This window comes from Flavobacterium tagetis (assembly GCF_016735615.1).
GTDB classification, from domain to species: domain Bacteria; phylum Bacteroidota; class Bacteroidia; order Flavobacteriales; family Flavobacteriaceae; genus Flavobacterium; species Flavobacterium tagetis.
This window is the reverse complement of record NZ_JAERSF010000002.1, coordinates 53,049-76,326: the sequence shown is the minus strand read 5'-3', so window position 1 is coordinate 76,326 and position 23,278 is coordinate 53,049. Positions and strand designations below refer to the sequence as shown.

The 23,278-nt window shown below is 32.0% G+C and carries 26 protein-coding genes; 25 read left to right on the top strand and 1 reads right to left on the bottom strand.

Going from position 1 to position 23,278, the window contains the following annotated elements:
- Positions 1–129 precede the first annotated feature (129 nt).
- From JI750_RS07730 to JI750_RS07690, 9 genes are all read left to right on the top strand, one after another.
- On the top strand, positions 130–726 hold the full coding sequence (locus tag JI750_RS07730; protein ID WP_201999924.1) for a hypothetical protein: 597 nt from the start codon (positions 130–132) through the stop codon (positions 724–726).
- Between the two features lie 155 nt (positions 727–881).
- Positions 882–3,296, top strand: coding sequence for an NHL repeat-containing protein (locus JI750_RS07725; RefSeq protein ID WP_201999922.1), 2,415 nt, complete (start codon positions 882–884; stop codon positions 3,294–3,296).
- A 163-nt stretch (positions 3,297–3,459) separates the two neighbouring features.
- The gene (locus JI750_RS07720) at positions 3,460–4,290 is read left to right on the top strand and encodes a hypothetical protein (protein WP_201999920.1); all 831 of its coding nucleotides are present in this window, start codon (positions 3,460–3,462) and stop codon (positions 4,288–4,290) included.
- Positions 4,291–4,640: 350 nt separating this feature from the next.
- A complete protein-coding gene (locus tag JI750_RS07715) occupies positions 4,641–4,835 on the top strand; it encodes a hypothetical protein (protein WP_201999917.1) in 195 nt (64 codons plus the stop codon).
- A 22-nt stretch (positions 4,836–4,857) separates the two neighbouring features.
- On the top strand, positions 4,858–5,328 hold the full coding sequence (locus JI750_RS07710; protein ID WP_201999915.1) for a hypothetical protein: 471 nt from the start codon (positions 4,858–4,860) through the stop codon (positions 5,326–5,328).
- A gap of 21 nt (positions 5,329–5,349) precedes the next feature.
- Positions 5,350–5,907 (top strand): DUF6046 domain-containing protein, encoded by a 558-nt coding sequence (locus JI750_RS07705; protein ID WP_201999912.1) that lies wholly within the window; start codon positions 5,350–5,352, stop codon positions 5,905–5,907.
- Positions 5,900–7,198 carry a hypothetical protein gene (locus JI750_RS07700; protein WP_201999910.1) on the top strand — a complete coding sequence of 433 codons (1,299 nt, stop codon included), beginning with the start codon at positions 5,900–5,902 and terminating at the stop codon, positions 7,196–7,198. Before JI750_RS07705 ends, JI750_RS07700 begins: the two co-directional genes overlap by 8 nt.
- Before the next feature lie 10 nt (positions 7,199–7,208).
- The gene (locus JI750_RS07695; RefSeq protein WP_201999908.1) at positions 7,209–8,072 is read left to right on the top strand and encodes a hypothetical protein; all 864 of its coding nucleotides are present in this window, start codon (positions 7,209–7,211) and stop codon (positions 8,070–8,072) included.
- 3 nt (positions 8,073–8,075) lie between these two features.
- Positions 8,076–8,294: a hypothetical protein gene (locus JI750_RS07690; RefSeq protein ID WP_201999906.1), complete on the top strand. Its 219-nt coding sequence runs from the start codon at positions 8,076–8,078 to the stop codon at positions 8,292–8,294.
- Between the two features lie 84 nt (positions 8,295–8,378).
- Here the strand turns inward: JI750_RS07690 and JI750_RS07685 are convergent, their stop codons facing one another.
- Positions 8,379–9,179 carry an XRE family transcriptional regulator gene (locus tag JI750_RS07685; RefSeq protein WP_201999904.1) on the bottom strand — a complete coding sequence of 267 codons (801 nt, stop codon included), beginning with the start codon at positions 9,177–9,179 and terminating at the stop codon, positions 8,379–8,381.
- A 283-nt stretch (positions 9,180–9,462) separates the two neighbouring features.
- Between JI750_RS07685 and JI750_RS07680 the strand changes: the two genes are divergently transcribed.
- The 16 genes from JI750_RS07680 (at position 9,463) to JI750_RS07605 (ending at position 23,215) form a co-directional block, all read left to right on the top strand.
- Positions 9,463–10,038: a hypothetical protein gene (locus JI750_RS07680; RefSeq protein WP_201999902.1), complete on the top strand. Its 576-nt coding sequence runs from the start codon at positions 9,463–9,465 to the stop codon at positions 10,036–10,038.
- A gap of 100 nt (positions 10,039–10,138) precedes the next feature.
- Positions 10,139–10,318, top strand: a complete 180-nt coding sequence (locus JI750_RS07675) for a hypothetical protein (protein ID WP_201999900.1) — start codon at positions 10,139–10,141, stop codon at positions 10,316–10,318.
- 302 nt (positions 10,319–10,620) lie between these two features.
- On the top strand, positions 10,621–11,778 hold the full coding sequence (locus JI750_RS07670; protein ID WP_201999898.1) for a DUF2586 domain-containing protein: 1,158 nt from the start codon (positions 10,621–10,623) through the stop codon (positions 11,776–11,778).
- A gap of 131 nt (positions 11,779–11,909) precedes the next feature.
- Positions 11,910–12,335 (top strand): hypothetical protein, encoded by a 426-nt coding sequence (locus JI750_RS07665; RefSeq protein WP_201999895.1) that lies wholly within the window; start codon positions 11,910–11,912, stop codon positions 12,333–12,335.
- Between the two features lie 252 nt (positions 12,336–12,587).
- Positions 12,588–12,932, top strand: a complete 345-nt coding sequence (locus tag JI750_RS07660; RefSeq protein WP_201999893.1) for a hypothetical protein — start codon at positions 12,588–12,590, stop codon at positions 12,930–12,932.
- Between the two features lie 37 nt (positions 12,933–12,969).
- Positions 12,970–13,857 (top strand): hypothetical protein, encoded by an 888-nt coding sequence (locus JI750_RS07655; protein WP_201999891.1) that lies wholly within the window; start codon positions 12,970–12,972, stop codon positions 13,855–13,857.
- Between the two features lie 874 nt (positions 13,858–14,731).
- Entirely contained in the window at positions 14,732–15,214 is a 483-nt protein-coding gene (locus JI750_RS07650; protein WP_201999889.1) for a M15 family metallopeptidase, read from the top strand.
- Between the two features lie 4 nt (positions 15,215–15,218).
- Complete coding sequence (locus JI750_RS07645) at positions 15,219–15,683, top strand: hypothetical protein (RefSeq protein WP_201999887.1); 465 nt, start codon at positions 15,219–15,221, stop codon at positions 15,681–15,683.
- A gap of 12 nt (positions 15,684–15,695) precedes the next feature.
- The gene (locus tag JI750_RS07640) at positions 15,696–16,028 is read left to right on the top strand and encodes a hypothetical protein (protein WP_201999885.1); all 333 of its coding nucleotides are present in this window, start codon (positions 15,696–15,698) and stop codon (positions 16,026–16,028) included.
- 213 nt (positions 16,029–16,241) lie between these two features.
- Positions 16,242–16,544 carry a hypothetical protein gene (locus JI750_RS07635; protein WP_201999883.1) on the top strand — a complete coding sequence of 101 codons (303 nt, stop codon included), beginning with the start codon at positions 16,242–16,244 and terminating at the stop codon, positions 16,542–16,544.
- On the top strand, positions 16,531–16,833 hold the full coding sequence (locus JI750_RS07630) for a hypothetical protein (protein ID WP_201999881.1): 303 nt from the start codon (positions 16,531–16,533) through the stop codon (positions 16,831–16,833). The genes JI750_RS07635 and JI750_RS07630 overlap by 14 nt, the downstream gene beginning before the upstream one ends.
- A gap of 200 nt (positions 16,834–17,033) precedes the next feature.
- A complete protein-coding gene (locus JI750_RS07625; protein WP_201999879.1) occupies positions 17,034–18,086 on the top strand; it encodes a hypothetical protein in 1,053 nt (350 codons plus the stop codon).
- A gap of 15 nt (positions 18,087–18,101) precedes the next feature.
- Positions 18,102–18,764, top strand: coding sequence for a hypothetical protein (locus JI750_RS07620; RefSeq protein WP_201999877.1), 663 nt, complete (start codon positions 18,102–18,104; stop codon positions 18,762–18,764).
- 36 nt (positions 18,765–18,800) lie between these two features.
- Entirely contained in the window at positions 18,801–21,293 is a 2,493-nt protein-coding gene (locus JI750_RS07615) for a fibronectin type III domain-containing protein (RefSeq protein ID WP_201999874.1), read from the top strand.
- Positions 21,294–21,648: 355 nt separating this feature from the next.
- A complete protein-coding gene (locus tag JI750_RS07610) occupies positions 21,649–22,119 on the top strand; it encodes a phage holin family protein (RefSeq protein WP_201999872.1) in 471 nt (156 codons plus the stop codon).
- Positions 22,120–22,192: 73 nt separating this feature from the next.
- Positions 22,193–23,215 (top strand): hypothetical protein, encoded by a 1,023-nt coding sequence (locus tag JI750_RS07605; RefSeq protein ID WP_201999863.1) that lies wholly within the window; start codon positions 22,193–22,195, stop codon positions 23,213–23,215.
- Positions 23,216–23,278: the final 63 nt, after the last annotated feature.

The following is a 23,278-nucleotide window of genomic DNA, read 5'->3' as shown; positions in this document are numbered from 1 at the left end:
TACAAACTTATTGCAGAAATCGTTTTTTAATAATAAAGGACATTTTTCGATGTACTAAATGAACAATTAAAAAAAAAAACAAAACCGAACTAACAATATTTATAACTAAATAATTTTAAACTAAAGAATATGGCAATTCAACCTTTAAAAACAATTAAAAACTGGTTTAGAACTGGCTCAAAACCAACACAAACCCAATTTTGGGATACATGGGATTCTTTTCGACATAAGGATGATAAAATCCCTTTAGAAGATATTGAAAACATTGATCAAATAACGGGACAAAAAATTATTCCATCTGGAGAATTTTTAATTTTTAAAGTAGCTCCTAACACAGCTGACGAATTAGAAATCGGTGATAGTGTAATTGGCTACTGCGAAGGAAATTTCCTTGCCGAAGCAACCTATTACGGCGGAGATACGAGTTTGATGAGCAGTTTTACTAAACCCAATAATTTGGTTGGAAAAATTTTATCATTTGACACTAACTCTATCACTTACGAGCTTCATGACGAAATACTTTTAAGATCTTATACCTGTGGCGCTTACAATGGAATTGCTATTAAGTATAAAAGACCAGGAGAACTTGAGTTTTCTACTTCATGGCCAACAGGCTATTATCCTAAATTATATGTGTATTGGCTTGATTTACCTTCTGGTACAATTATGAAATTAACAGATACTCTTGGTGACTTTGAAGATTCGGAGGAATTTATAGTTTCATAAAGAGAAAATCATAAAAAAACGCCTAAACATTTTTAAACTCTTAAATCACTTAATGAAGCACTCAGGATTATTTAAAGATGTAGATTTTCTAATAATCCTGAGTGCTTTCTATAAAGAGTTAGTGTACAGCAAATATTAATTAAAAAAGCAAAAAAATGAAAGAAAATATAGCACCAAAGCCTGATGAAAAACCATCATCAAAAGGAACACAAATAGTTAATAAGCCTTTACAACTAAATACTGTAAATGAAGGAGAAGCAACCGACAATGTTTTGGTTCATGGTGCAGATAATGAAGTGAAATCTGTTCCTAGAAGTGAGTTTGGAGGAGATCCTCAGGGATTACAACAGACATTGGAAACTGGAGATACTGCCCAATTTGAAGGAGGAAATAGTAAAGTAAAATTATTGAATGGAGATCCTGATTCAAGAACCATTGAATTAGTTACAGGTGATGGTAATACTAGATCATCTATGGCTCTAGGCAATAGATATGCTAGTTTAAGTCATTCAGAACCTGCACCAGGACATGTCAACAGCAATATATCTCTAACAAATGAAGGCATCACTTTATTAAATAATGATAATGGAACTAATGGATGGTATAATATTCTTAAAGTTCCTTATAACACCACAACTCAAACCTCTTATAGTTTACCAATTGATAAGCCTAATGGCAATTATACGCTAGCAACGACAGACGACATTACAGGAGACAATCAAAATTTACAAAGTGTATTGGATAACGGCAATATAGGGTACTCTAACATTGCTATGTTTAATTATTATGAATCACCCACTTATATAAATCTAAACGGGACTGGTTTATTTGCTTCAGATAGCAAATCAGGAGCGTCAAACGAGTTTGCAAATACCACTTACAATGCTGATTTTATCAGCAGATCAATCGGATCAGGAGGAGAAGGATGCTATACAAAAGTAACCTTAAATGATAGCAGTTATACAATTGGAAGAGGTTTACATTATAAATTCCCTGACAAGGAATCAGGCACTTATACATTAGCTACCACATCAGATCTTGAATCTCTAGGGGGTGAATCTATTTCAGGAACTCCAAACTACATCTCCAAATTTAACAACTCTGGAAGCGGAATTGTAGACAGTGGTATACTTGATACTCCAGATGAAGTTACAATTTTGAGACCGTCAACGAGAATTAGCAGTACAGTCGCTGATTATTCTGGTTTAAAACTACCTAATATTCCAGCTAAAGCAATAGAAAGCAAGCCAATAATGTTTGGAACAACCGGTTCATATCCATGGGATATGCTTGTTGATAATTTTGGTAATACTTATCTAACAGATAGAGTCGATAGTAATGTAAGGAAAACTACCATCGACGGTGTGACAACTATTATTGCTGATACAGGAGCATATCCCTCTGGAATTGTTATGGACAGTAAAGGAAATCTTTTTACTGTAAATAGATCTGCATCAACTATAACCAAAATAGATAAAAATGGTACAGTTACTACTACATGGGCAACTCTACCCAACAGAACTTATGTTGGAATTGAGATTGATGAGCATGATAATATGTATGTCTTAGGTATTCTAACTTCACTAAGAGAAATTTACACCATAACTCCAGACGGTATTATTAAATTATTAGCATCCGAACCCCAACCTATAGCCCCTTCAGTATATGCTTTTACTAGGCACAAAGCTTCTGGCATGATGTATATACTTCATGATAATGGTATGATTAGAAAAATATCTCCAAATGGTACTATGTCGCAGCTAAGGTCAGGTTCTTTAAACGGTGCAATTTGTTTGGCAACTGACCAAAATACCGGATATATATACGCGTATGGCTTTTATTCAGGAACCACCAATCTTTATAAAATTGCTCCTGATGGAACTACTACCATACTATCGGACACTGTTACAGGAGGCTGGGATCTTAAGGTAGATAATCAAAGTAATGTTTATACAATTGGCAGTAATGGTGTTACAAAAACTTCTCCTAATGGAGTTTCAACTGTACTAGGTGCTACTGCTGCAGGGCCACAATGTCTTGCAGTTGGAGGCGATGGAGCCGTTTATGTTGCCAGTAGAACAGATAAAGTTTACACAAAATTTAGCCGCCCAACTTATAGAAACTCTTTAATAGTTGACCAATCTGGTAATGTAATTTCTAATCCAGATTTTTATACTGATTCCAGAGGACTAGGTTATTTACCAAGTGCGTTGCCTTTAGATATTAAATCTGAAAGCACTGGAAAAGCTATTGTTACCAAAGACTATTTAGAATACACCTTAAATGCAATAAACAGTAATGTCATCATTAATTCAAGTGATACGATAACTCTAGATACCAATGCTCTCACAATTTATTATACCTATACAGGGAATGCCCCAGCAACTTGGAATTTACCTCCTGTATTTGGAAATGATAAAATAAAGTTTCAAATTATAAATGCAGGATCTGGCACAATAACAATACAAGGAACTATTTGGAATTCAGGCACAAATGAAACATCAACGACTGTAATAAGTGGCAGTACGAAAGAATTCTATAATAATAGTTTGGCTTATGTAATTCTTTAAGAATTCTAGTTTTAACATTTCTATTTAAAAAGCATTCAAAAAAAACAACTTCTCTTTAATCCAATGCATCAAAGCCCTATCAAAGATCTTAAATCTTTCTTGGACTTTGGTGCATTTTTAAGCCCATTACACTCATCAATACAATAAACTAAAAAACAAAAACATGGCAATACAAACATTAAAAACAATCAAAAACTGGTTTAGAACGGGTTTAAAACCAACGCAAACTCAGTTTTGGGATACTTGGGATTCTTTTTGGCATAAATATGACAAAATTCCTGCAGAAGATATTGAGAATATTGACCAATTAAAAAATAGCCAAAAGATTATTCCATCGGGAGAATTTCTAATTTTTAAAGTTGACCCCAATGCAACAGATAAACTAGAAATTGGCGACAGTGTAATTGGCTATTGCGAAGGAAATTTCCTAGCAGAAGCAACCTATTATGGTGGGGATACGAATTTGATAAGCAGTTTCGAACCACTTACAGAAGCAATTATAGAAAATATAACTTTATCAGATATAAATAGTTATAATGGCACTAATTTATTTTATAACAACATTGAGAATCGAAATGGTATAATTGAAAATACTGTCCGATATCTTAATCCAGATTATGGATACTTAGACCCAATCTTTCAAGGTGCATTACCTTCTCCATACAATTCAGTTACTCGTAGACAAAGCGGTTTGAAATTAGCTGAATTTATGATAATGAATTCAAATACTGTAAATAACATATTATCTGAAAATCCATCTTTATTATTTCAACTCACAATGAATGTTACTGCTGGAGAATCACCTGCTACATTAAGGCCAAGATTATATTTAGGAGGTAGTTTAACAAATCAATTTGATGCCTTCGAATCATCTTACAGATTAATAGAATACAGCAATAATGGCATTTATAGAGAAACTGATTTACAAAGCAACTGGTTTGGAGAATGGGAAACCTTAATGCGAATAAAAACCAAATATAAAGCTAAGTATTAAAAATCTATTTTGCTCTTATAATTAAAGATAATTCAAAACCAGAATCAAAAGATTAAGAATCTTTAATTCTGGTTTTTTATATTCCTAAAGAATAAAACATTTACTTATTGAAATGAATCTCAAAAAATTCATAACTCAGCTTACTTTTTTCTTACTGAAACTACTGAAAACGAGCTTCTTATTTTTCGCTTTTCACCTCTTTAAGCCTTATTTTTACATACTCTAATTCCGGATATTAGTTTACTTAAACAGCATAAAAAACTTCTGCATTCAAAACATTTTAGAAAGCAGATACCTCAACTGTACCCTTAACTCAACTATTCACATTAACAATTAAACAATCACTAATCATGGATTTTACACCAAAAGATTTAGGAGAAACACCTCCTGCACCAGACATGAGCAATTTTAAAAATCCTTTGGCTCAGACTTCTGAAGGAAACATTTTTATCGAACAGTTTACAATCACTCCATTAAACGTTTCTTCAAAAAACGAAAGCCTAGAAGAAGCAGTCAAAAAAGAATTCAGAGACAGCAATATTTAATTATTATCAAAATCATAAAAAAATGCTTGACGAAATAACAATTCAAAACTTAAAAGAAAAACACGGCTCTTTGCTTAAAATCACTTCTGATGATCAATTAGTTACCGTTTATTGCAAAAAACCTTCTTTCAATACATTTCTAAATTATCAAAATATTTACAAAGACAATCCACATGAAGCGATTCTATTTTTATTTAAAGAATGTTTACTTGAGAAAGAAAATTATAATGACGAGTTCATGCTTTCTTCAGGAAACTCAATCGTCGAAATAATCAAAAAAGACAGTGAATTCATTATAGATGCAACACCGCAAAAAGACGAATTCAAAAAATCGGCTGCACTTATCAGATACGCTTTTCAAGTAGATCCTTACCAGTTATCAATGGATGAGTTTTACAAACTTTTGGAAGAAGCTCTCTGGCTGCAAAAGCATAATGAGAAAAGAATGGAAAACACACTTATGACAGCTTTTGCGCAAACATTTTCAAATTAAAAACAAAAAAAATAAATTATTATGAAATTCAATTTTAATGTAAATGAAATTTTAGAAAACAAAGACATTGAATATAGCGGCCTAAACTATAACGAATCTGAATCAAAAGATTTTATTATAGATAAAACTGGGGGCGAATTTAATCTTAGAGTTTTTGCTCCTTTAGTTTTTGAACCTCTTGTAAAAAATGATCTCAATTTGCCGAGTTTACGAATAGATGCGGTGACTGTAAATATCAATCGTTCAAAAATTATCAAAAAAGAAGGAATCGAAGGAAGAGATTCAACAATCAAAGAACATATTACAAATGGCGATTTTAGCATCTCCATAGAAGGATTAATTGCTAATGAAACTGGAGATGAATATCCAAAAGAAAAGCTTTTTTTATTGAAACAATTCTTAAACGCGCCTTATTCTTTACGAGTTACCCATGCCATTCTGAATCGATTTGGAATTTATGAACTCGTTATCGATTCATATTCAATACCCTCAATTTCTGGAACAAAAAATATCCAAAAGTTTACGGCCAGCGCCACATCAGATGAAACTGTAGAACTAATAATTAGAGACAATGCTTAAACTAAATGCTAAAATTAAAGTATACGAAACAGTAAGCCTTATACCCACTCCTAAATTTTATGAATTTACTTATGTAAAAAATGTAGAAATAAATAGTTCGTATAAATCGTTGACTGATACAGCAACTATTGTGATGCCCAAAAAAGTATATACTGATACGAAAGGATTTGATCAAAGCCTATTTAAAAACGCCAATGGAGAAGAAAAAACGATCCATGATTTCTTTAAAATAGAAAATTACATCGAGATATTTTTAGGATATGATGGAGATTACAAACCCGCTTTTAGAGGTTATATCACAGGAGTCCAATCTGATGTAACTGCAACCATTTCTTGTGAAGATACAATGTATGCCTTCAAAAAAGTAAAAGCGGTAAAAGATGACGACGTTCAAAATTCAAAAGACATTCTTAATGCTGTTGCTACAAATCCGACCACAAATGTTGACAGTTTTAATCCTAAAACTTTTTTTGAGAAAAGAATGAAAGAGCTAAAATTTCCTTTTAAAATAAATGCTCTTGATGAAGAATTAGGAAACATAATAATCAATCGAAGTCACAGTTTGGCACAAGTTTTTGAGATGCTAAAAGACAAAGGAATCTATACGTATTTTAAAACCGAAGAAGCTGGTCCGGTATTAACCATTACCAATAACCCGCAGCAGCATACTGTAAGCGAACTAGGTAGTTTTATAGATAGAAATTTTATTAAAAGTCCGCTCGCAGGAACATTAGTCAAAAAACTAATAAATCAAGGTTTAAGTCTTTTAGGTTCTCAGCTTAATAAATTAAGTAAATCTGTTTCTGACCGTTTTTTAGGACAGGTTCATTTTAGATTTCGATATAATATTATAGAAGACAAACTAATTGTTGTTAAAGAGTCAACAAAAAACACACGCATTAGAATTGAAAAGTATTTTAAGAACTCCAACACTCCCGTGTATGTTGAATTAGGGGATCCGAATGGTCAATTAATCAAAACGCATATTTTACATGATGATAGTGAAGATTTACCAAATAATCCCGAAGCTTTCAAAAATGCAGTGACAAAAACTGCCTCAGAATTGTATCAATATGGTGCTCTAAGAGCCATGGAATGTAAACCAAGCGGATTTGAAGGTTCTTTTCTCACTTTTGGAGAACCATTTGTAAGACCAACAGATAAAGTAATACTTGAAAACGCAAAGGACAAAGAAAAAAATGGAACTTTTCAGGTAGAGAAAGTAGAACGAAGTTATGGTGAAAACGGCTATAGACAACGCATTTATATTGGAAGAAGAGTAGAAATTTAAAAAGAAAAAAATGGGGAATATAACAAACCTAATAAAAGATGTCGCCAGCAAAAATAGAATCATTGAAACCTTTGCGGCAAAAGTCATCGAAATTAATACCGAAAAAACTTCGCTCCATGATCCCGAAGATGCTTATAGCGTAAATGTTATGCGCGCTGATGGAGCAATTATTAAAAATGTACGATTAAAAGCTTCAATTCAAGATTTGGAACAAGGAATTATTTCTATTCCTAAAAAAGACAGTTGGGTTTTGGCTACAATTATTGATGGAATTGAAACTAGAGCATTCATTTCGCAATTATCTGAAGTCGAACGTACTTTTATCCGCTTCAAAAATGAACAAAATCGATATCTGGAAATTGATACTGATGTGGATAAATTTAAAATGCTATTTAAAGAAAAAAAGGATAATGGAACTTCTTCAGCTTCTGCTCCTTCTTACAGAAATATTGCTCAATTAGAATTCACCAATAACGATTCTGCTCCAAATATAAATATTGCTTTTTATGATGCAGATGGAAAAGAAATTTCTAAAAACAGTTTTAGCATCGATGAGCAGAAAATTAGCATTAATGAAGGAAATACTATTTTCAATTTAAAAGACAAAGAAGTAAAAGTAAGTATCAAAGATGGTTTTGAAGCCTCGATTACAGACAAAAAAGTTTCAATAGTAAAAGACAAATTAACTTTTGAAATGGATGATAAATTTAAAATTAGTGCTGGAGGAAAAAATTTATGGACCGAATTAGAGAAATTACTTGAAGAAATTGCTAAAATAACAGTTACTACACCAGTTGGTCCATCAGGAATACCTATAAATGCAGGTAAATTTTTAGAGACAAAACAAAACTTAAACGAAATCTTAAAACAATAAATTATGCCTTTAAATAAATCAGCTTTAGAACTAGCCATAAAAGATCTATTAATTAAGGAAAAAGCAAAAACAGATGATGGCAGTACCTCTATAGACAATATTGCATCAAAATTAGCCGAAGCCATTGATACCTTTGTTAGATCTGGACTTGTAACTACGACGGTAGCCACAACAGGTTCAGCATCGGCACAAACAGGAACTGGAACAGGATATATTTCTTAAATCTATGTAATCTAAAATTAAAATGCCTTTTGTAACAAATTACAAGAGGCATTTTTTTACTTTAAAACTTTTTAGAAAATGATATTAATTCAGTTTCTTTTTCAGCGTTTCCTCCAATTCGAAATATTTACTTTCTAGTGCATGCAGCTTTTCATAAATATTAATTGGATCAGGCATTTGTCTCGACGCGTACATACTCGCATACCAAACTTCCAGAATATCTTCGGCATAAATAGAATACATTGGATAATTTCCGTCTCGGTTATCGGATTTTAATATCAATTTTCCGCTTTCTCTAATCCTATTCAAAACCCTTTTTACTACTACTCCATCATTCTTACTCACAATTACATAAATTCTTCCGTCTAATATATCATCAAAATTATCCACATATTTTCCAAAAAGATAATCTCCATCATGTATTGTGGTAGACATCGAATTCCCTTTAATTTCAAAACATCTGTAAGTGCCGTTTTTAAGCATCGGCATGCTGAAAGAAGGAAGACTTTCCATATATTCAGGATCAGCATATCCGTCTAAATATCCTGCTCGAGCCTTTACTCCCACAAAATTGATATTTTCATCTCCCTCTTCATTTACTGTTATAATTTTTGGCACATGCAAACTAACTGCATTACTAGATTTACTGGCAAAAATATCTTCACTGTCTCCAAAAAAATATTCAGGGTTTACATGACAATGTGTAATAATACTCTGAAGTAGATCAAAACCTGGTTTGGTTCTTTTTCTTTCTCCATCGGCTTGTAATCTTCCAATTGTGATACTATCTATAGTTGTACTGGTAACTCCTATTAATTTTGCAAATGAGTTATTATTCAACTTCATTTCATCTATAATACGTTTTATTTTATCATGTATTTCCATGTTGCAAATCGTTTGTGGTTTTATGTAATATGTTTTACTTAAAGCAAAACTTCAAGTATATGTTGCAAAACTACACAATATATGGCTAATAATCACAATTTTATATTAAATTTTTCAAAATACATTGATTATCAACACTTAACAATTAACAAAAATATGAATTATCATACATATTAGCTGTCAAATAGTTAAATCATATTACTGAAATTACTGCATATTTATATGTAATATGTTTGCAAAAACAAAACATATGTTTTATATTTGCTAAAAAATAATCCAACATATGATTTTAAAAGAATTTTATACCGAAAAAAAGAGCGCTATTGAAACAGAGTTTTCTTCTAGTGCGCCAGCTGTTCATCTTTATAGTGACGCTATTTTTAAATCTTCAATAGAAGAACCAATTGTGATGTTTAAATACGATAATATTTCTTGGGAGACCTCTTCTGAGAAAAATTACAAAGCAGATGTTGCCTTTTGTTTATATATCGTGCTGCCTGTAGACACGATTTCTTCAACAAGTTATGCAAATGCATTCGACATTGCACAAAGAGTTGACAAAGCTGTATTGTCTAGAAGCAATAATAATACTCTTATAGATAGCAATTCGATCTTTAAGGTAAGAGAAAAACAATATACCAATGAACACACTTACTGGAATATAAATGATTACTTTATCTGGGAGATTACTTATAAAACAACATTGGTTGAAAATACATTGAAAAAGAAATATATCCTCTTTAATAACGGATTAAGCAATGAAGATCTAGAAGAATTAGGATACGATTTAACATCTGGAATAATCGAAATAAACCCAAATCAAGTTCAAGGAGATATCGATTTAAACTCTAATTCGTAATCTTCAAAATATGAGTATTACCCAGATCTCATAAAAAATTAAAACATTACAAGCCAAAAACAAACCTAGGCAAAATTAACTCCTACTATAAATACCACATATGAAAAGAAGCAGAACACTACTAGACAAAAGAAGAGATTACGTTATTAATTATCTTAACAACAATCAGGCTAAACAAATGAAAGTTGTTGTTGCCGAACTTTCTGATACTTTGTTCTTAACAGAGCGCACTATTTATACCATTATAAACGAAGGATTGGCAACAGAAGCTAAAGCTTAACCTACTGAAACTACTGGTTTTAGCAATCACTAAAATTGTAAAAAACGATATTAAACTTTAAATTTGTACTCGATATCAAAAGCAAATTTATCTCTTGGCCAAGAGTAAAGTTCAATAAAAAACCAGTTTTGCAAATCGTCCAAAAATAGTAATTCTCCCTTTTTTGGATTCCTGATTACAAATATCATTTAAAAAAATAAATCATTGACTATAACAAGTTTAACTACTTGCTACAGCCCCCTTTTTGCCTTTTTTCAAGCAAAAACCAAAAACAAATTTTAAACATTTAAACATTTTATATTATGAGTACATTAAACGATGTAGTAATTAACAAACTATCTGGCGGATTAGGAAGAAGAACTCCAGAACAAGACATGGTTTCAGGATTACTTTTTGATGGAGAAACTACGGTAGAATTTGAAGCAGATAAGGTTGAACGCCTAGCTTCATTGGAAGATGCTAAAGAATTTGGCATTACAGAAGATAATGATCTAAATGATCAATCTGTTTATTATCAAGTTCAGCAATTTTTCAGATTAAATCCTTCTGGTGATTTGTACATCATGAAAACAGCTGCCAATTCTTATGAAGATATTGCGGGTAAAGCTTTTGATATGCAGCAAAAAGCAAATGGAAATATTCGCCAAATGGCAATTATCTATTCTGGAGCAACCACTTTTGAAGATACTCAGGATGCAGTTGCTGTAGCGCAAACTCAGGCAGAACTTGCTTTTGCAGATTATATGCCATTTGAAGTAATTCTTGAAGGAAAAGGTTTTGATAGAACAGACGTGCCATCTTTAGCTGGAAAATCAGCAAATGTATCTGTTGTTGTAGCTATGGATGTTAAAAAAGCTGAGAAATATCCAAATTCGGCAGCGGTTGGATTAGCATTAGGTGCCGTTTCAAAAGCAAAAGTATCAGAAAACATTGCCTGGATTGAAAAATTCAACTTAGCTGGTGAAGGTTTTTCACAAGCTGGATTTGTTGGTGGAGAAGAAATTAAAACTCTTACCCAACTAAGAGAACTAAATGACAATAGATTCATTTTTGCAAGAACACACACAGGTTTAGCAGGTATTTATTTTAACGACAGCTCTACTTGTACAACAGATACATCAGACTTTGCTTATATCGAAAATAACCGTACTATCAACAAAGCAACTCGTTTATTGCGTACTGCCTTATTGCCAAAATTGGCATCTCCTGTTTTAGTTGATATTGATGGTAAATTACCGCAATCTGTTTCAAAAAGTTTTGAAGGCTTATGCAGATCTGCTTTAGAAGGAATGGTGGCTAACCAAGAGGTTTCTGTTTTTGATGTTTATGTAGACCCAAAACAAAATATTTTAGCAACTTCTGAACTAAAAATTAAAGCCGAAATTACTCCAATTGGAACTGCTCGCAAAATTACGGTTGATTTAGGATTCAAAAATCCTTTTGGAATCGACAAAGCGTAATTTAAAATTCACAGACAATAAAAATTCACAAAATGTTATCATCCTAACTCTTTTCTTAGAAAAGCAAATAATAACAGATGATAGCCCCTGAACGTTATCGGGATTATTAAAAAACAAACAAAAGCTACACTATGAATAAATTGCCATTAATTAACGGACAACAACACAGCTGGTCATCAATTGAAGTAAGCATTGCAGGTAATATCGTAACAGGTATTACAGCTGTAAATTACAGTGACTCGGTATCTAAAGAAAACCATTATGGAGCTGGAGACATGCCAGTACATAGAGGAAGAGGAAAATATGAGGCTAAAGCTTCTCTTACTTTATATAACTACGAAGTAGAAGCGATTTTGGCTGCTTTACCAAAAGGGCAAAGACTGCAGGATATTAATCCTTTCAGCATCATTGTAAGTTATTTAGATGACAGCAATGAAGTTATCACACATACTATGAGAAACTGCGAATTCAATTCAAACAGTAGAGGAATCAGTCAGGGAGATACTAAAATTGCTGTTTCTTTCGACTTGATCTGTTCACACATTGAGTGGAACTAATCTAGTACAAAAAACCAACTTACCTAAACTATAAATTGTTTAAAAACCGACTCCGAAGAGAAAACCAATTTTATCATGCGTTACGCAAAAAAGAAGTTCTGAGCAACATGATTTTTGCAAGCAAACTATTTTAACCGCTCTTTAGGAGTCCGTTTAAAACAGCTTATTTACTTCAGAAGGCTGCTCTGAGCATTTTCGTCCTGAAATAAAGCTCGAGCAGCCTCTTTTTTTAAAAACAAAAAGATTTTAAACATGAAAACAGCAACACCAGAAACTACCGAAGTTTTAGACGGAAATATTACCCAAGCACAATTAAACCAATGGAAATATAAGCATAAAAAAGTAGTAAAGCTTACCATTAAAGATGATGACGACACAACCCTTTTTGCTTATTTCAAAAAACCAGACATGAGCATTCGTGCTGCTGTTTTGCAAGCTTCTAAAATGGATGAATTCAAGGCTTTAGAAGTCTTATTCAAAAACTGCTATTTGGGAGGTGATGGCAAAATCGAACAAGAAGATGATTTACGTCTTAATATCACAACCGCTTTCTCAGATCATATTCAGCCTAAACCCGTTAAGGTAGAAATACTTTAAAAAAACTAAACACATTTCTTTTAAAACATCAAGCATCATGATTGTTAAAAACCATAATATAGAATTAAAAGACACCAGTGCTTCAGAAATGGCTCGGTTTAGACAAATTATGCTGAGCATTTGGCGTCAGCAGATTGAAGACGACAAAAATAGCGCAGAAATGCTTAAATATATTGAAAATTCTCAAACAAATCGGAAAGATTTGAGTCAACTAAATTTATATTCTAATGATTCTGACACAAAAGAATCAATTACACCTTTACATGTTCAAACTAATAATCTTTCTAAATTGTGGAGATACGACCGTGACACCGTTGCCTGGACAAACAGCGATATAATAAAATGGAAAAAATCGGGAAACAATGATTATTTATTTAAAAGAAAGGCAGAGTTTGTTAAGTATTATAGTGCAGTAATAAAACATGCTGCTAAAATGAATGGAATACCACCATTTTTACTAGCAGGTATTGCGTTTACAGAATTTGGAGGAAAACCTGATTGGCTAAAAAAGGGAGTTCGATCTCTTAGAGAGCTGGATTGGAGTGGACCAGATATCATAGATAGAAATCTAACAACAACAAATCATCCAGACAAAACATCTTTTGGAGACATGGCAATTCAATTAGGCAGAGCTGGCAAAGAGTTAGGTTACGAAAGCATAAATAAAACAGATAGAGACGCCATACAAGAGTCTTTATTAGATCCTGTAATTGGAATCTATATTGCTGCTATGCACGTAAAAAGGCTAAAAAATGTAGATTTTAAAAATACTCCAGTAGATAAATTAACACAACCAGATATAGAAATTATTGCCAGCCGCTATAATAGAGGATTAGAATTGTCAAAAGAAAATATTAAGAAAGATACTTCGTACGGAAGATCAATTTACAAACATCAAAAAGAAATTAATAATGCTTTGAACTAATAATACATTAACGAGATCAGAATTAATTATTCTAAACCACCATCTTTTTTCCTAAAATTCAAAAGTTTAAAACTATTAAAAAAATCTTATTCAATATTATTTTATATTTGACATAGTCTGTTTTACTTAACAACTTAAAAAATAACTTGCATTTTACTTTAATAACAATTATTAACCAATACTATGAAAATTTTAATACGAATATTATTTTTTGTTGGACTTTTTCTCTTTCTATTCAGCTATTTTATTGATCCCTATACTGTCCACGATGGAAACGACATCGTAATTGACGCAGATGTTGTCGGATTTCTAAAATTGCTTTATGCTATCACTAGCATTATTTTTGGATGGTTATCTTATTTATTTCTTAGAACTTTTAAAAATAAAGTCTATCTGATTTTCTCGCTAATTTTATTGATAATCAATTTAATATTTTTAAGTAAAATGTTTTTGTACTTTGACAATTTTCTAGAATGAAAACAAAAGTTGATTTTTAATTTGACAGCTGTTATTAGTGCATTAAAACACTCGTTTTTCTTTCATAGAAATGGGTGTTTTTTTTTGAATTTATAGCATTTTAAAACTACAAACCAAAATAAAAAGCTTATATTTTCCTACTGAAACTACTGATTTACAAAGTTATATTGTTTTTCAAAACCATCATTTGGACATATCTTTACACTGTTCTTAGAAGCATCTGTTTTAGCTAAAATAACAAGTTCAAAAAAGAACCTTTCACGATTTTATTTTGGAACTAATTTCAGTTTCCAAAATAATTTCAAAACACAAATTTATCTTATCTCATTATCAATTCCCTTGGTGTTTTTTAATAACCGAGAAAGTCTTCTATTCTTTAATCATTAATACATACAATATGGATCAAACAACAAAAAAACACATTGATTTGCTTCATCCCTCAGTCAGAGAAGAAGTTACCAAAATTATCGAACAATGCGATATCGCTTTGAGCGGAAGAGCAAAAGTTCGCATTACACAAGGTCTTAGAACCTTTCAAGAACAGGAAGATCTGTATGCTTTTGGCAGAACCAAACCAGGAAAAAAAGTAACTAATGCCAAAGGCGGACAATCTATTCATAATTATGGTTTTGCAGTAGATATCTGTTTGATTATAGATGGTAAAACGGCTTCATGGGACACAGCAAAAGATTGGGACAACGATCAAATTTCTGATTGGCAGGAATGTGTAGAAATCTTCAAGAAAAATGGCTGGAATTGGGGCGGAGATTGGAAAACCTTTAAAGATCTTCCTCATTTTGATAAAAAGGGATATAGCGACTGGAAAGTGCTAAGTAAACTCAAACGAGACAGAAAGAATTATGTAATCTTATACAAATAAACTGATGAATCATTTAAAATTAAAACTTACAGCATTTTTAATCATCATTTCATTTCTATTTGCTTCATGTTCTTCAACAAAAACGGCTCTTTACGACCAATACTCTTACCAAAAAACTACCGAAATAAAAGTTGAAACTGAAAAATTAATGAGTGAAGCTACTAGTCCTTATGTACTTCATCAAAAAGAAGTTACAATCTTGTTGCTTGAAATAGAAAAATTGGTGGAATATGAAAAAAATAAACCGAATAACGAAATCACTTTAGCAATGTGGAAGATGTTGACTGATAAAGAAAAAAATCTTTTAGCCGCATTCTTTAAAAGTTGGGAAACCAAAGAAACACTATCTCCAGCTTTTCTTGAGGAATCAAAAAAACAAGTTTTAGAGGCTTTGGATTTATTGATACAATATGAAATTAAAAAAGACAAAGAATCTAAAGATGCTCTTTTAGACTTAATCAACCAATAATAGCTAAAAATCATGAACAACGACAAATTATTAAAAGAGTTAGAAAGCAAATTAAAAACCTTAATAACCGAAAATTACAAGGAAATTAAGCCCCAATTGGAGAAAGATTTAAATACATTTTTAGAAAAATCTAAAACAAAATTGGAACGTTGGCTCTTTCTTTTTTCTTCTGGAGATTTAACCGAAGAAGAGTTAGAATGGCTCTTAAAAAGTCAATTGGATTTGGTGTCTTTACAAGGACTTCAAACTGCTGGAATATCAAAAATAAAATTGAACACGATTAAAAATAACATTATCAAAATCATTTTTAATGTGATTATCGGGCTGATTATTCCAACGAGATAAAATGAATTAATTTTCAAAATAAAACTACAACCAACCAATTGATTTAAAGCAAATTAAAAACATTTTAAACTTACTGAAACTACTGATTCCTAAGCTTCAAAATCTTGTTTAAAGAATAAGCATAGCGTATTTTTACAGTATCAAATAAAAGGAAATCTTTTGGGTATGGCGCGCAAATTCAAAAGAAAAAATCAATTTAAATAATAACAACATATGAAAGATTTTATCATGGATGACGACTTGTTAATTGTAACAGATGCTTCTGGAAATGGTGATTTTGCCATTAATGTAGCAGATCAGCAAAACATCGAGCATTTACTGTTAAGTCAAAAAGGAAGTTATAAAGAGTTTCCGATACTTGGAGTAGGAATTGAAAAATACATTAACAGTCCAGATGCTACATCTAGACTAAGACTAGAAAACGAAATAGATAAACAATTATCGTATGACAACTTTTATGTAAAAACACTAGATGTCAACGATTTACAAAACATTAAAATCGATGGGAACTATTAGACCACAACAAAATCAGAACATTTTAGACATCTCTTTGCAAGAGTATGGAAGCATAGAAACGGTATTTGATCTTTTGGAAGACAATGACCAGTTTAATCTTACTGAAGATATTTCGGTATATGAGGATTTAAAAGTTGGCAGAGAGGCTTTTAAAAAAGATATTGTAGAATATTATACTTCTCGAAACTTAAAACCCGCAACCGAACTTACTGAAGAAGAACAATTTCTACTAGATAATTTCTCTGGAATTGACTATATGATTATTGAAGATGATTTTATCATTTACTAATAAAAAGCTTTCTTCTCATTTATCAAAATTATTCACTTTTGAATAATTATACTTACCCGAATTCTATAATTTCTATCTGCTTTAGAAATCTCTGAGAGGAAAACTACAGCTCTGTAGTAATACACAACAAAACATAAAAAAACTAACTATAAGCATATTACACATGTCTTACAGGCTAATCTATATCTAAAAATAAAAATATGGCACGTACAATTGCTGAAATACAGAAAGAAATTCTGGATGAAAAAGAAAATTACGATTCCCTAAGCGGCTTAACAGATTCAAAAACTGCGATTTGGAAACTTTGGACCAACATAGTGGCTACTGCGATTTGGATTCATGAAAAAATAGTAGAAAAAAATGCTCTGGTCTCGAGACCGCATACTTTAAACTGGTACAGAGAACAAGCATTAAATTTTCATTACGGCACTCCTTTAAATTCAGATTCGAACAACGGAATGTCTCTTACGTGGCAAAACGGTTCGTATCAATTTGATACCACGGGACTTACGGAATCGGAGATCGAAGAATCTAAAATTATAAAACATTGCGCTGTTAGTGAAATTGATCTTGAAACGGTTCTTAAACCTGAATCAAAAATAGAAGAAATATTCTCTGATTATTTTCATAATAAAGTTGGAGTTGTTTTTATTAAAGTTGCCACTGTAAAAGACAAAAAAATCTCTAGAATTGATGTTCCTAATGAACTTTTTGCATTTAAGGAATACATTGCTAAGATAAAAGATGCAGGAAATCAGGTTTATATCAGTTCTGATCAAGGTGACATCTTAAAATTAAGCCTGAATGTTTATGTTGATCCTTTGAGCATTTATATCAATCCGCAAGATATTGAATATTATCAGTCAAAACTTTTAAACGGCTCAAACGAAAATTCTGTTATGCCATTAGCCGCTTACAAGCTTGACCCAAAGAATGGTTCATTGATATCAAATAGCGACGCATTTCCTGTCTTAGATGCCATTAAAGATCATTTAAAAAATATCGAATTTAATGGAGCGTTCGTCAAAACTTATTTAATTGATGCTGTTCAAAAAGCACAAGGAGTTAAGATTCCAATTTTAACAAAAGTTCAAACTGGTCCTGCAACAAATCCGAGTGATCAGCCCAACCCATCACTTCCAGATGTAACCAAAATTGAATATTTCATTCCAAGAGCTGGCTATTTTGATATGGACACTCTCGAGATTGAGGTAAACTATATTCCTTATACATTTTATCGAGATAAACAATAGTCTAATTTATATACAATGAATAAATACACCATTTTGAAATGGGAAAAGCTATTATTATGGCTTATCCCTCCTATTCTTAGAAAGCGTACACATGCACAATGGCTCCATGTTTTACTTGCTCCTATTCGTTCTATTTACGAAGAAACGCTTTATAAAATGCAACATACGGGACAAATAATTTATTTAGAAAAGGTTTTGAATGATGCTTTCAATCCCTATACAAATTACGATCCCAACTTAAGCACAGAGCAAAAACGATTAAACAAGCTAATCTATATTGATGAATCTGTAAAACCTACTTTGCAATATGTATATCTCCATAAAGAATATTACGAACCTGATGTCAATTTGCCAGGTGGCGGTATAAAAAAAGGCGAGTTATTAATTCCTCAACTGGAAGTATACACACATGATGAATACAAAAACAGATATAAAAAACCAGTTTATCTAGCTCAACGAAAAGATTACACGACAATCGCTTACGCCAATTTCAGAGTCTTTATCCCCGAAAGTTTAATATTAAACGGAGATATCGTTATTCAATCCAATGGAAATAACTCTCAATCTCCATCGGCAGCAATCAAAATTGCAAATATTGAATATCATAACCTTTTAAACTTCTATAAACTAGCTGGTAAAAGTTATGAAAGCTACGCTTATTCATCAAGTTTAAATTAATAGCGCACAAAATAATATACACTTAAATTAATAAAAATGAAACAAATAAATTTTAATAATCCTGGTGGATTTCCGCTTGAGCAGGAAACTTTAGAAAGACTTCAAACAGCTTATAGATCAGAGCTGTATGATGCTTTAAAAAGACATTTAAGCATTAACCCTGGTCAGGATTGCATAATTGCTCATGCAACAGACCAAGCAAAAGGTTGGGCAGTTATTCACCAGCAAGATCCTGCAAAACCAGAAAATACGGTCGGAATTTTATATCCTATTGCAATTGGTACCCAAATGAGTTACTTAAAAAGTATCTGTACCGAAACAAATTTAGTCTATGGTACAGGAGAATCTCAAACAGCTTATTATGATTACGAGGCAGAATATAGTTCCTACAAATATGATGATACCACAATTGTTGCTGAAAATGGCGAGGTGCAAATCATCAGATATTATGATTTAGGAAATTTTGAAACGATTACTGATATTAAAACAATTGATGAAATTTTAAAATCTATTCAATCTAATATTGATGCAATTGAAGGAGATCTAAATAACATTAAATCAGACATCAATCTTATCAATCAATCTTATCTTCCAATCAATGGTTCAAAAGCGATGGAAGGAGATTTGAATTTGGGTCCTTATCACTTATCAAAATTAGATACCAAACAAAACTCACAAGCAAATGTGAGAGCAAGGGATTTCAGGTTTGGTTCAAGTGATGGAAGAGGAAGATTTTATTCTGGAGATTATTTAGGAAGAGCTTTAGTAGATAATAATACATCGGCTTCAACTACTCTGAATTTAAATTATGAGTCAGATTGGCAAAATACTTCTATTGGTGGAAAATTGCATTTAGAGAATTTAAATACAATCACTGAAAATTACAAGGGGCCAGATAGCACTGATAATTCCTTATTAGTGCTAGATACAACTAATCAAGTTATTAAAAGTAATAACTTATTAAGTTCATTACTTGATAGAATTACTAAACTTGAAGATCAAAAATCAACCGCCATACCTCTCGGAATGATTGCCATTTGGGGAAAACCTAAACCTTTTCCTGAAGGTTGGGAAGAATATGCACCTTTGAAAGGTAAAATGCCAGTAGGACAACAGATTCTAACTGCTGAAGAAAAAAGCGATGCACAAGATGGAGATGGAGGTAATGGTATTAGTTATTACAGAGATATCTATGGTTCTGCAGTATTTCCTTTTGAGACATTGACAAGCTCTGGGGGAAGAATGAGTAAAAAACTAGGCATCAACGAAATTCCTTCACACACACATACCCAGACGAGGGTAAAAAACAATGCAGTTTCTAACTTTATGAATTATGAATCTGTTGGTGACGATTATCATGCAGGTTATGAATCTGTTGAAACCGGAAGTGCTGGTGGAGGACAATCCTTCCCTATTCTTAACCCATACACAGTTGTTCATTTTATTCAATATACAGGGCGTCCTAGCGATCAAACTGCACCAACAGCACCAATTTTAAGCGCATCGACCGTGGGTTCTACAGAAGTAACTTTAAACTGGACAGGATCTTTTGATGAATATGGTATTACTGATTATGTTATATATGGAAATGCGATTTCGCCAATTTCTGTAGGCAATGTTTTTACTAGAACTATTTATGGATTAAATCCTGGTACACCTTATACTTTTTATATCGTAGCCAAAGATGAAGCAGGAAATGTATCGGTAGAAAGCAATACTGTAAGCATCACTACATTAGCTATAATCCCACCAACGACACCGCAAAACGTACGCTGTTATCTACAAGACACAAATGCAATAATGGTCCAGTGGGATAGCTCTACTAATAATGGTGGGCCTACTATTTACTATGAAATATGGAGAAGAATAAATTACGGAACCTTTACCAAACTCCCTACTTCAGTTATCAATAACTACTATAGCGACACTGGTTTATTATACAATACAATGTATACTTATTATATAATCGCCAAAGATTCTAACAATCGATCTGAAATCTCTGATTATGCTTCAGAAACAACAGAAACTACTTCTTGTTTCGATGTTGAATCTTTAGTAACAATGGCATCAGGCCAATCTAAAAAATTGAAAAATGTTATCGTTGGAGACAAACTGCAAGGATTGACTTTCCCGAACGAAATTGATGAGTCTGAAGGAGATTACATGTTGTGGAATGGCTTGTTAAGCGAAGCTTCGAAAACAGAAGTAACCGTAGTCAACAAAATAACAAGTGTACAACCAGATTATTATGAAATTATAGCTGAAGATACTGTCATTAAGGCTACTGGACAACATCCTTTACTAGTCACTGAAGATGGTGAAAACCTGAAATGGGTATGTATAAAAGATATTGTACAAAGCATGTCATTAATCGATAAGACTGGAAAAACAAAAGTTATCGAATCAATCACTTTCAAAAAAGAACCTCTAGAAGTAGCGCTTTTAGATGTAGAAACTGTAGATAATTATGTTATTTCAGGAATTGTTGCTCATAACAACAAACCATTAGATCCTCCAACAAATCCATAATCATAATAACAAAATCTAAATCATTTGGGGTTCAAAACCCCAAATGATTACTTCTACAAAAAATATTATACAAAATGGACCCAACTTTTACTTGCATCGATTTGTTTATTAGAATTTCCCCTTCCTTGTTTCATATATGCCGATTTAAAATGAGACAAGTTCTTAAATATCTAAGAAAATTTAGAGTAACAAATGACCATTTAATAATGCCCTGCTCTACAAATCAATTTGGCATCGTTAGAAAAAATACAACCAACAGTTTATGAAAAAACGAGAAAAACAATGCACTATCAATGAAAGCATTGATTTTGATCCTACTTAAAATTCTTTAATAAAAGACCAAAAACCAAAAACTATGATGCCTAAAATCTCAGAATATTCAAACGAACTAAAATTATTCCTATACGGAATTTTTATGTATTTAGAAATGGATGTAGAAATTGTTAAAATACTTTTTTACTTAATGGTGATGGATACTTTTCTGGGCATAATCAAAACCATAGTATTAAACAATTCCTTTAGTTTTAAAAAATTAGCTTTAGGATTTGTATCCAAATTAGCCGTATTACTTATACCAACTGCTTTAGCATTGATGAGCAAAGGACTTAATTACAATTTTAAATGGTTTGTAACTATTGTCATGGATTTACTCATTGTTAGCGACGGAATCTCCATAATCAGCAATATAATTGCCATAAAAACTAAAAAAGAAGTTGAGAATTTTGATGCTATGACACTGATTCTTAAATCAATTCGTAATCGCTTAATAATGCTTTTTAAAAGGCTTTTAATTACAATTGACCCTAAATACCATATGGAAAAATAAACCTAAAACCACATACAAAAAGCACTTACCTATATCCAATAAATTGAAATGCATCAATTAAAAAACATTAGACATGACAGAAAATAATATTAATAAAGCTCTCGAAAAAGAGCCTAAACAAGCTCCAATCTATAAAGACCAAATAATTAACAAATCTCTAAAATTAGAAACCGTAAATGAAGGGAGCAATGAAGATGATGTCCTTGTGAGAGGCAGCGATAAAACTGTAAAATTTGTACCTAGAAGCGAGTTTGAAACGGAAGGAGGCTCTCAGAATTTACAGCAAACCTTAGATAATGGAAATTATGCTGACATTGATGGCGGCAATAGCTTTGTACAATTTCTTTCAGGAACTTCGAATAATAGAGTAACCATATTGAGAAATGAGAACGATACACAGGGAAGTGATCTGACTTTAACTACAGAACAGGTACTTTTTAGCAATTCAAAAGACGATGGAAATATTGGGCAATTTGGCGTTAACAATGGTATAGTCTCTTTTAAACAAAGCAATTATATTAATGGTAAAACATCATTAGTAACTTTTGCTAATCCAGTATTATTAGACTGGCAGTCCGCTACCTACCAAATTCCTGCAAAACCAGCAGGCACCTATACTTTAGCAACACTAGATGATATTAAATCTCCTCAGAATTTAGATCAAATTCTAGCAAACGGGAACATTTCTAGCAGATTATTTACGCTTAATGATGGATCAGGTCAATCCGTTATTAGCCCTGGAAGTGTACAGCTTTATAATCCTTCGGGTCTAGTAAATATTAGTACATTAGGGACAGAAATTAGCTCGGGAAACAAAGTTTCTAGATTATTTAGTGATTCCTTGACATTTGATGATTCAGGAAATACTATTACTTTGGTAAAACAGCCAGCTACAGGACAATTTCGTTTAACATTACCTGCAAAGTTTGGCACTATAGCCACCACACAAGATTTGCCTTTAATGATTAATTCAAACGCAGCCCCAACTTCCGCTACTGCTACAGGAGTAAAAGGAGATATTAGAATCGATAATGATTATCTCTATGTCTGCGTAAATACCAATACTTGGAAAAGAAGCCCATTAACAACATGGTAAATTAAATAACCAATCAAAATTTAAAGCCAGCATTAGATGACAAAAAAATCTTCTTATACTGGC

Coding starts and splice junctions, on each gene's coding strand:
- JI750_RS07730 (WP_201999924.1), top strand. CDS start 130: ATGGCAATTCAACCTTTAAAAACAATTAAAAACTGGTTTAGAACTGGC.
- JI750_RS07625 (WP_201999879.1), top strand. CDS start 17,034: ATGGCACGTACAATTGCTGAAATACAGAAAGAAATTCTGGATGAAAAA.
- JI750_RS07720 (WP_201999920.1), top strand. CDS start 3,460: ATGGCAATACAAACATTAAAAACAATCAAAAACTGGTTTAGAACGGGT.
- JI750_RS07695 (WP_201999908.1), top strand. CDS start 7,209: ATGGGGAATATAACAAACCTAATAAAAGATGTCGCCAGCAAAAATAGA.
- JI750_RS07620 (WP_201999877.1), top strand. CDS start 18,102: ATGAATAAATACACCATTTTGAAATGGGAAAAGCTATTATTATGGCTT.
- JI750_RS07655 (WP_201999891.1), top strand. CDS start 12,970: ATGATTGTTAAAAACCATAATATAGAATTAAAAGACACCAGTGCTTCA.
- JI750_RS07710 (WP_201999915.1), top strand. CDS start 4,858: ATGCTTGACGAAATAACAATTCAAAACTTAAAAGAAAAACACGGCTCT.
- JI750_RS07685 (WP_201999904.1), bottom strand. CDS start 9,179: ATGGAAATACATGATAAAATAAAACGTATTATAGATGAAATGAAGTTG.
- JI750_RS07640 (WP_201999885.1), top strand. CDS start 15,696: ATGAACAACGACAAATTATTAAAAGAGTTAGAAAGCAAATTAAAAACC.
- JI750_RS07680 (WP_201999902.1), top strand. CDS start 9,463: ATGATTTTAAAAGAATTTTATACCGAAAAAAAGAGCGCTATTGAAACA.
- JI750_RS07650 (WP_201999889.1), top strand. CDS start 14,732: ATGGATCAAACAACAAAAAAACACATTGATTTGCTTCATCCCTCAGTC.
- JI750_RS07715 (WP_201999917.1), top strand. CDS start 4,641: ATGGATTTTACACCAAAAGATTTAGGAGAAACACCTCCTGCACCAGAC.
- JI750_RS07610 (WP_201999872.1), top strand. CDS start 21,649: ATGATGCCTAAAATCTCAGAATATTCAAACGAACTAAAATTATTCCTA.
- JI750_RS07660 (WP_201999893.1), top strand. CDS start 12,588: ATGAAAACAGCAACACCAGAAACTACCGAAGTTTTAGACGGAAATATT.
- JI750_RS07630 (WP_201999881.1), top strand. CDS start 16,531: ATGGGAACTATTAGACCACAACAAAATCAGAACATTTTAGACATCTCT.
- JI750_RS07645 (WP_201999887.1), top strand. CDS start 15,219: ATGAATCATTTAAAATTAAAACTTACAGCATTTTTAATCATCATTTCA.
- JI750_RS07635 (WP_201999883.1), top strand. CDS start 16,242: ATGAAAGATTTTATCATGGATGACGACTTGTTAATTGTAACAGATGCT.
- JI750_RS07725 (WP_201999922.1), top strand. CDS start 882: ATGAAAGAAAATATAGCACCAAAGCCTGATGAAAAACCATCATCAAAA.
- JI750_RS07605 (WP_201999863.1), top strand. CDS start 22,193: ATGACAGAAAATAATATTAATAAAGCTCTCGAAAAAGAGCCTAAACAA.
- JI750_RS07665 (WP_201999895.1), top strand. CDS start 11,910: ATGAATAAATTGCCATTAATTAACGGACAACAACACAGCTGGTCATCA.
- JI750_RS07670 (WP_201999898.1), top strand. CDS start 10,621: ATGAGTACATTAAACGATGTAGTAATTAACAAACTATCTGGCGGATTA.
- JI750_RS07675 (WP_201999900.1), top strand. CDS start 10,139: ATGAAAAGAAGCAGAACACTACTAGACAAAAGAAGAGATTACGTTATT.
- JI750_RS07690 (WP_201999906.1), top strand. CDS start 8,076: ATGCCTTTAAATAAATCAGCTTTAGAACTAGCCATAAAAGATCTATTA.
- JI750_RS07615 (WP_201999874.1), top strand. CDS start 18,801: ATGAAACAAATAAATTTTAATAATCCTGGTGGATTTCCGCTTGAGCAG.
- JI750_RS07705 (WP_201999912.1), top strand. CDS start 5,350: ATGAAATTCAATTTTAATGTAAATGAAATTTTAGAAAACAAAGACATT.
- JI750_RS07700 (WP_201999910.1), top strand. CDS start 5,900: ATGCTTAAACTAAATGCTAAAATTAAAGTATACGAAACAGTAAGCCTT.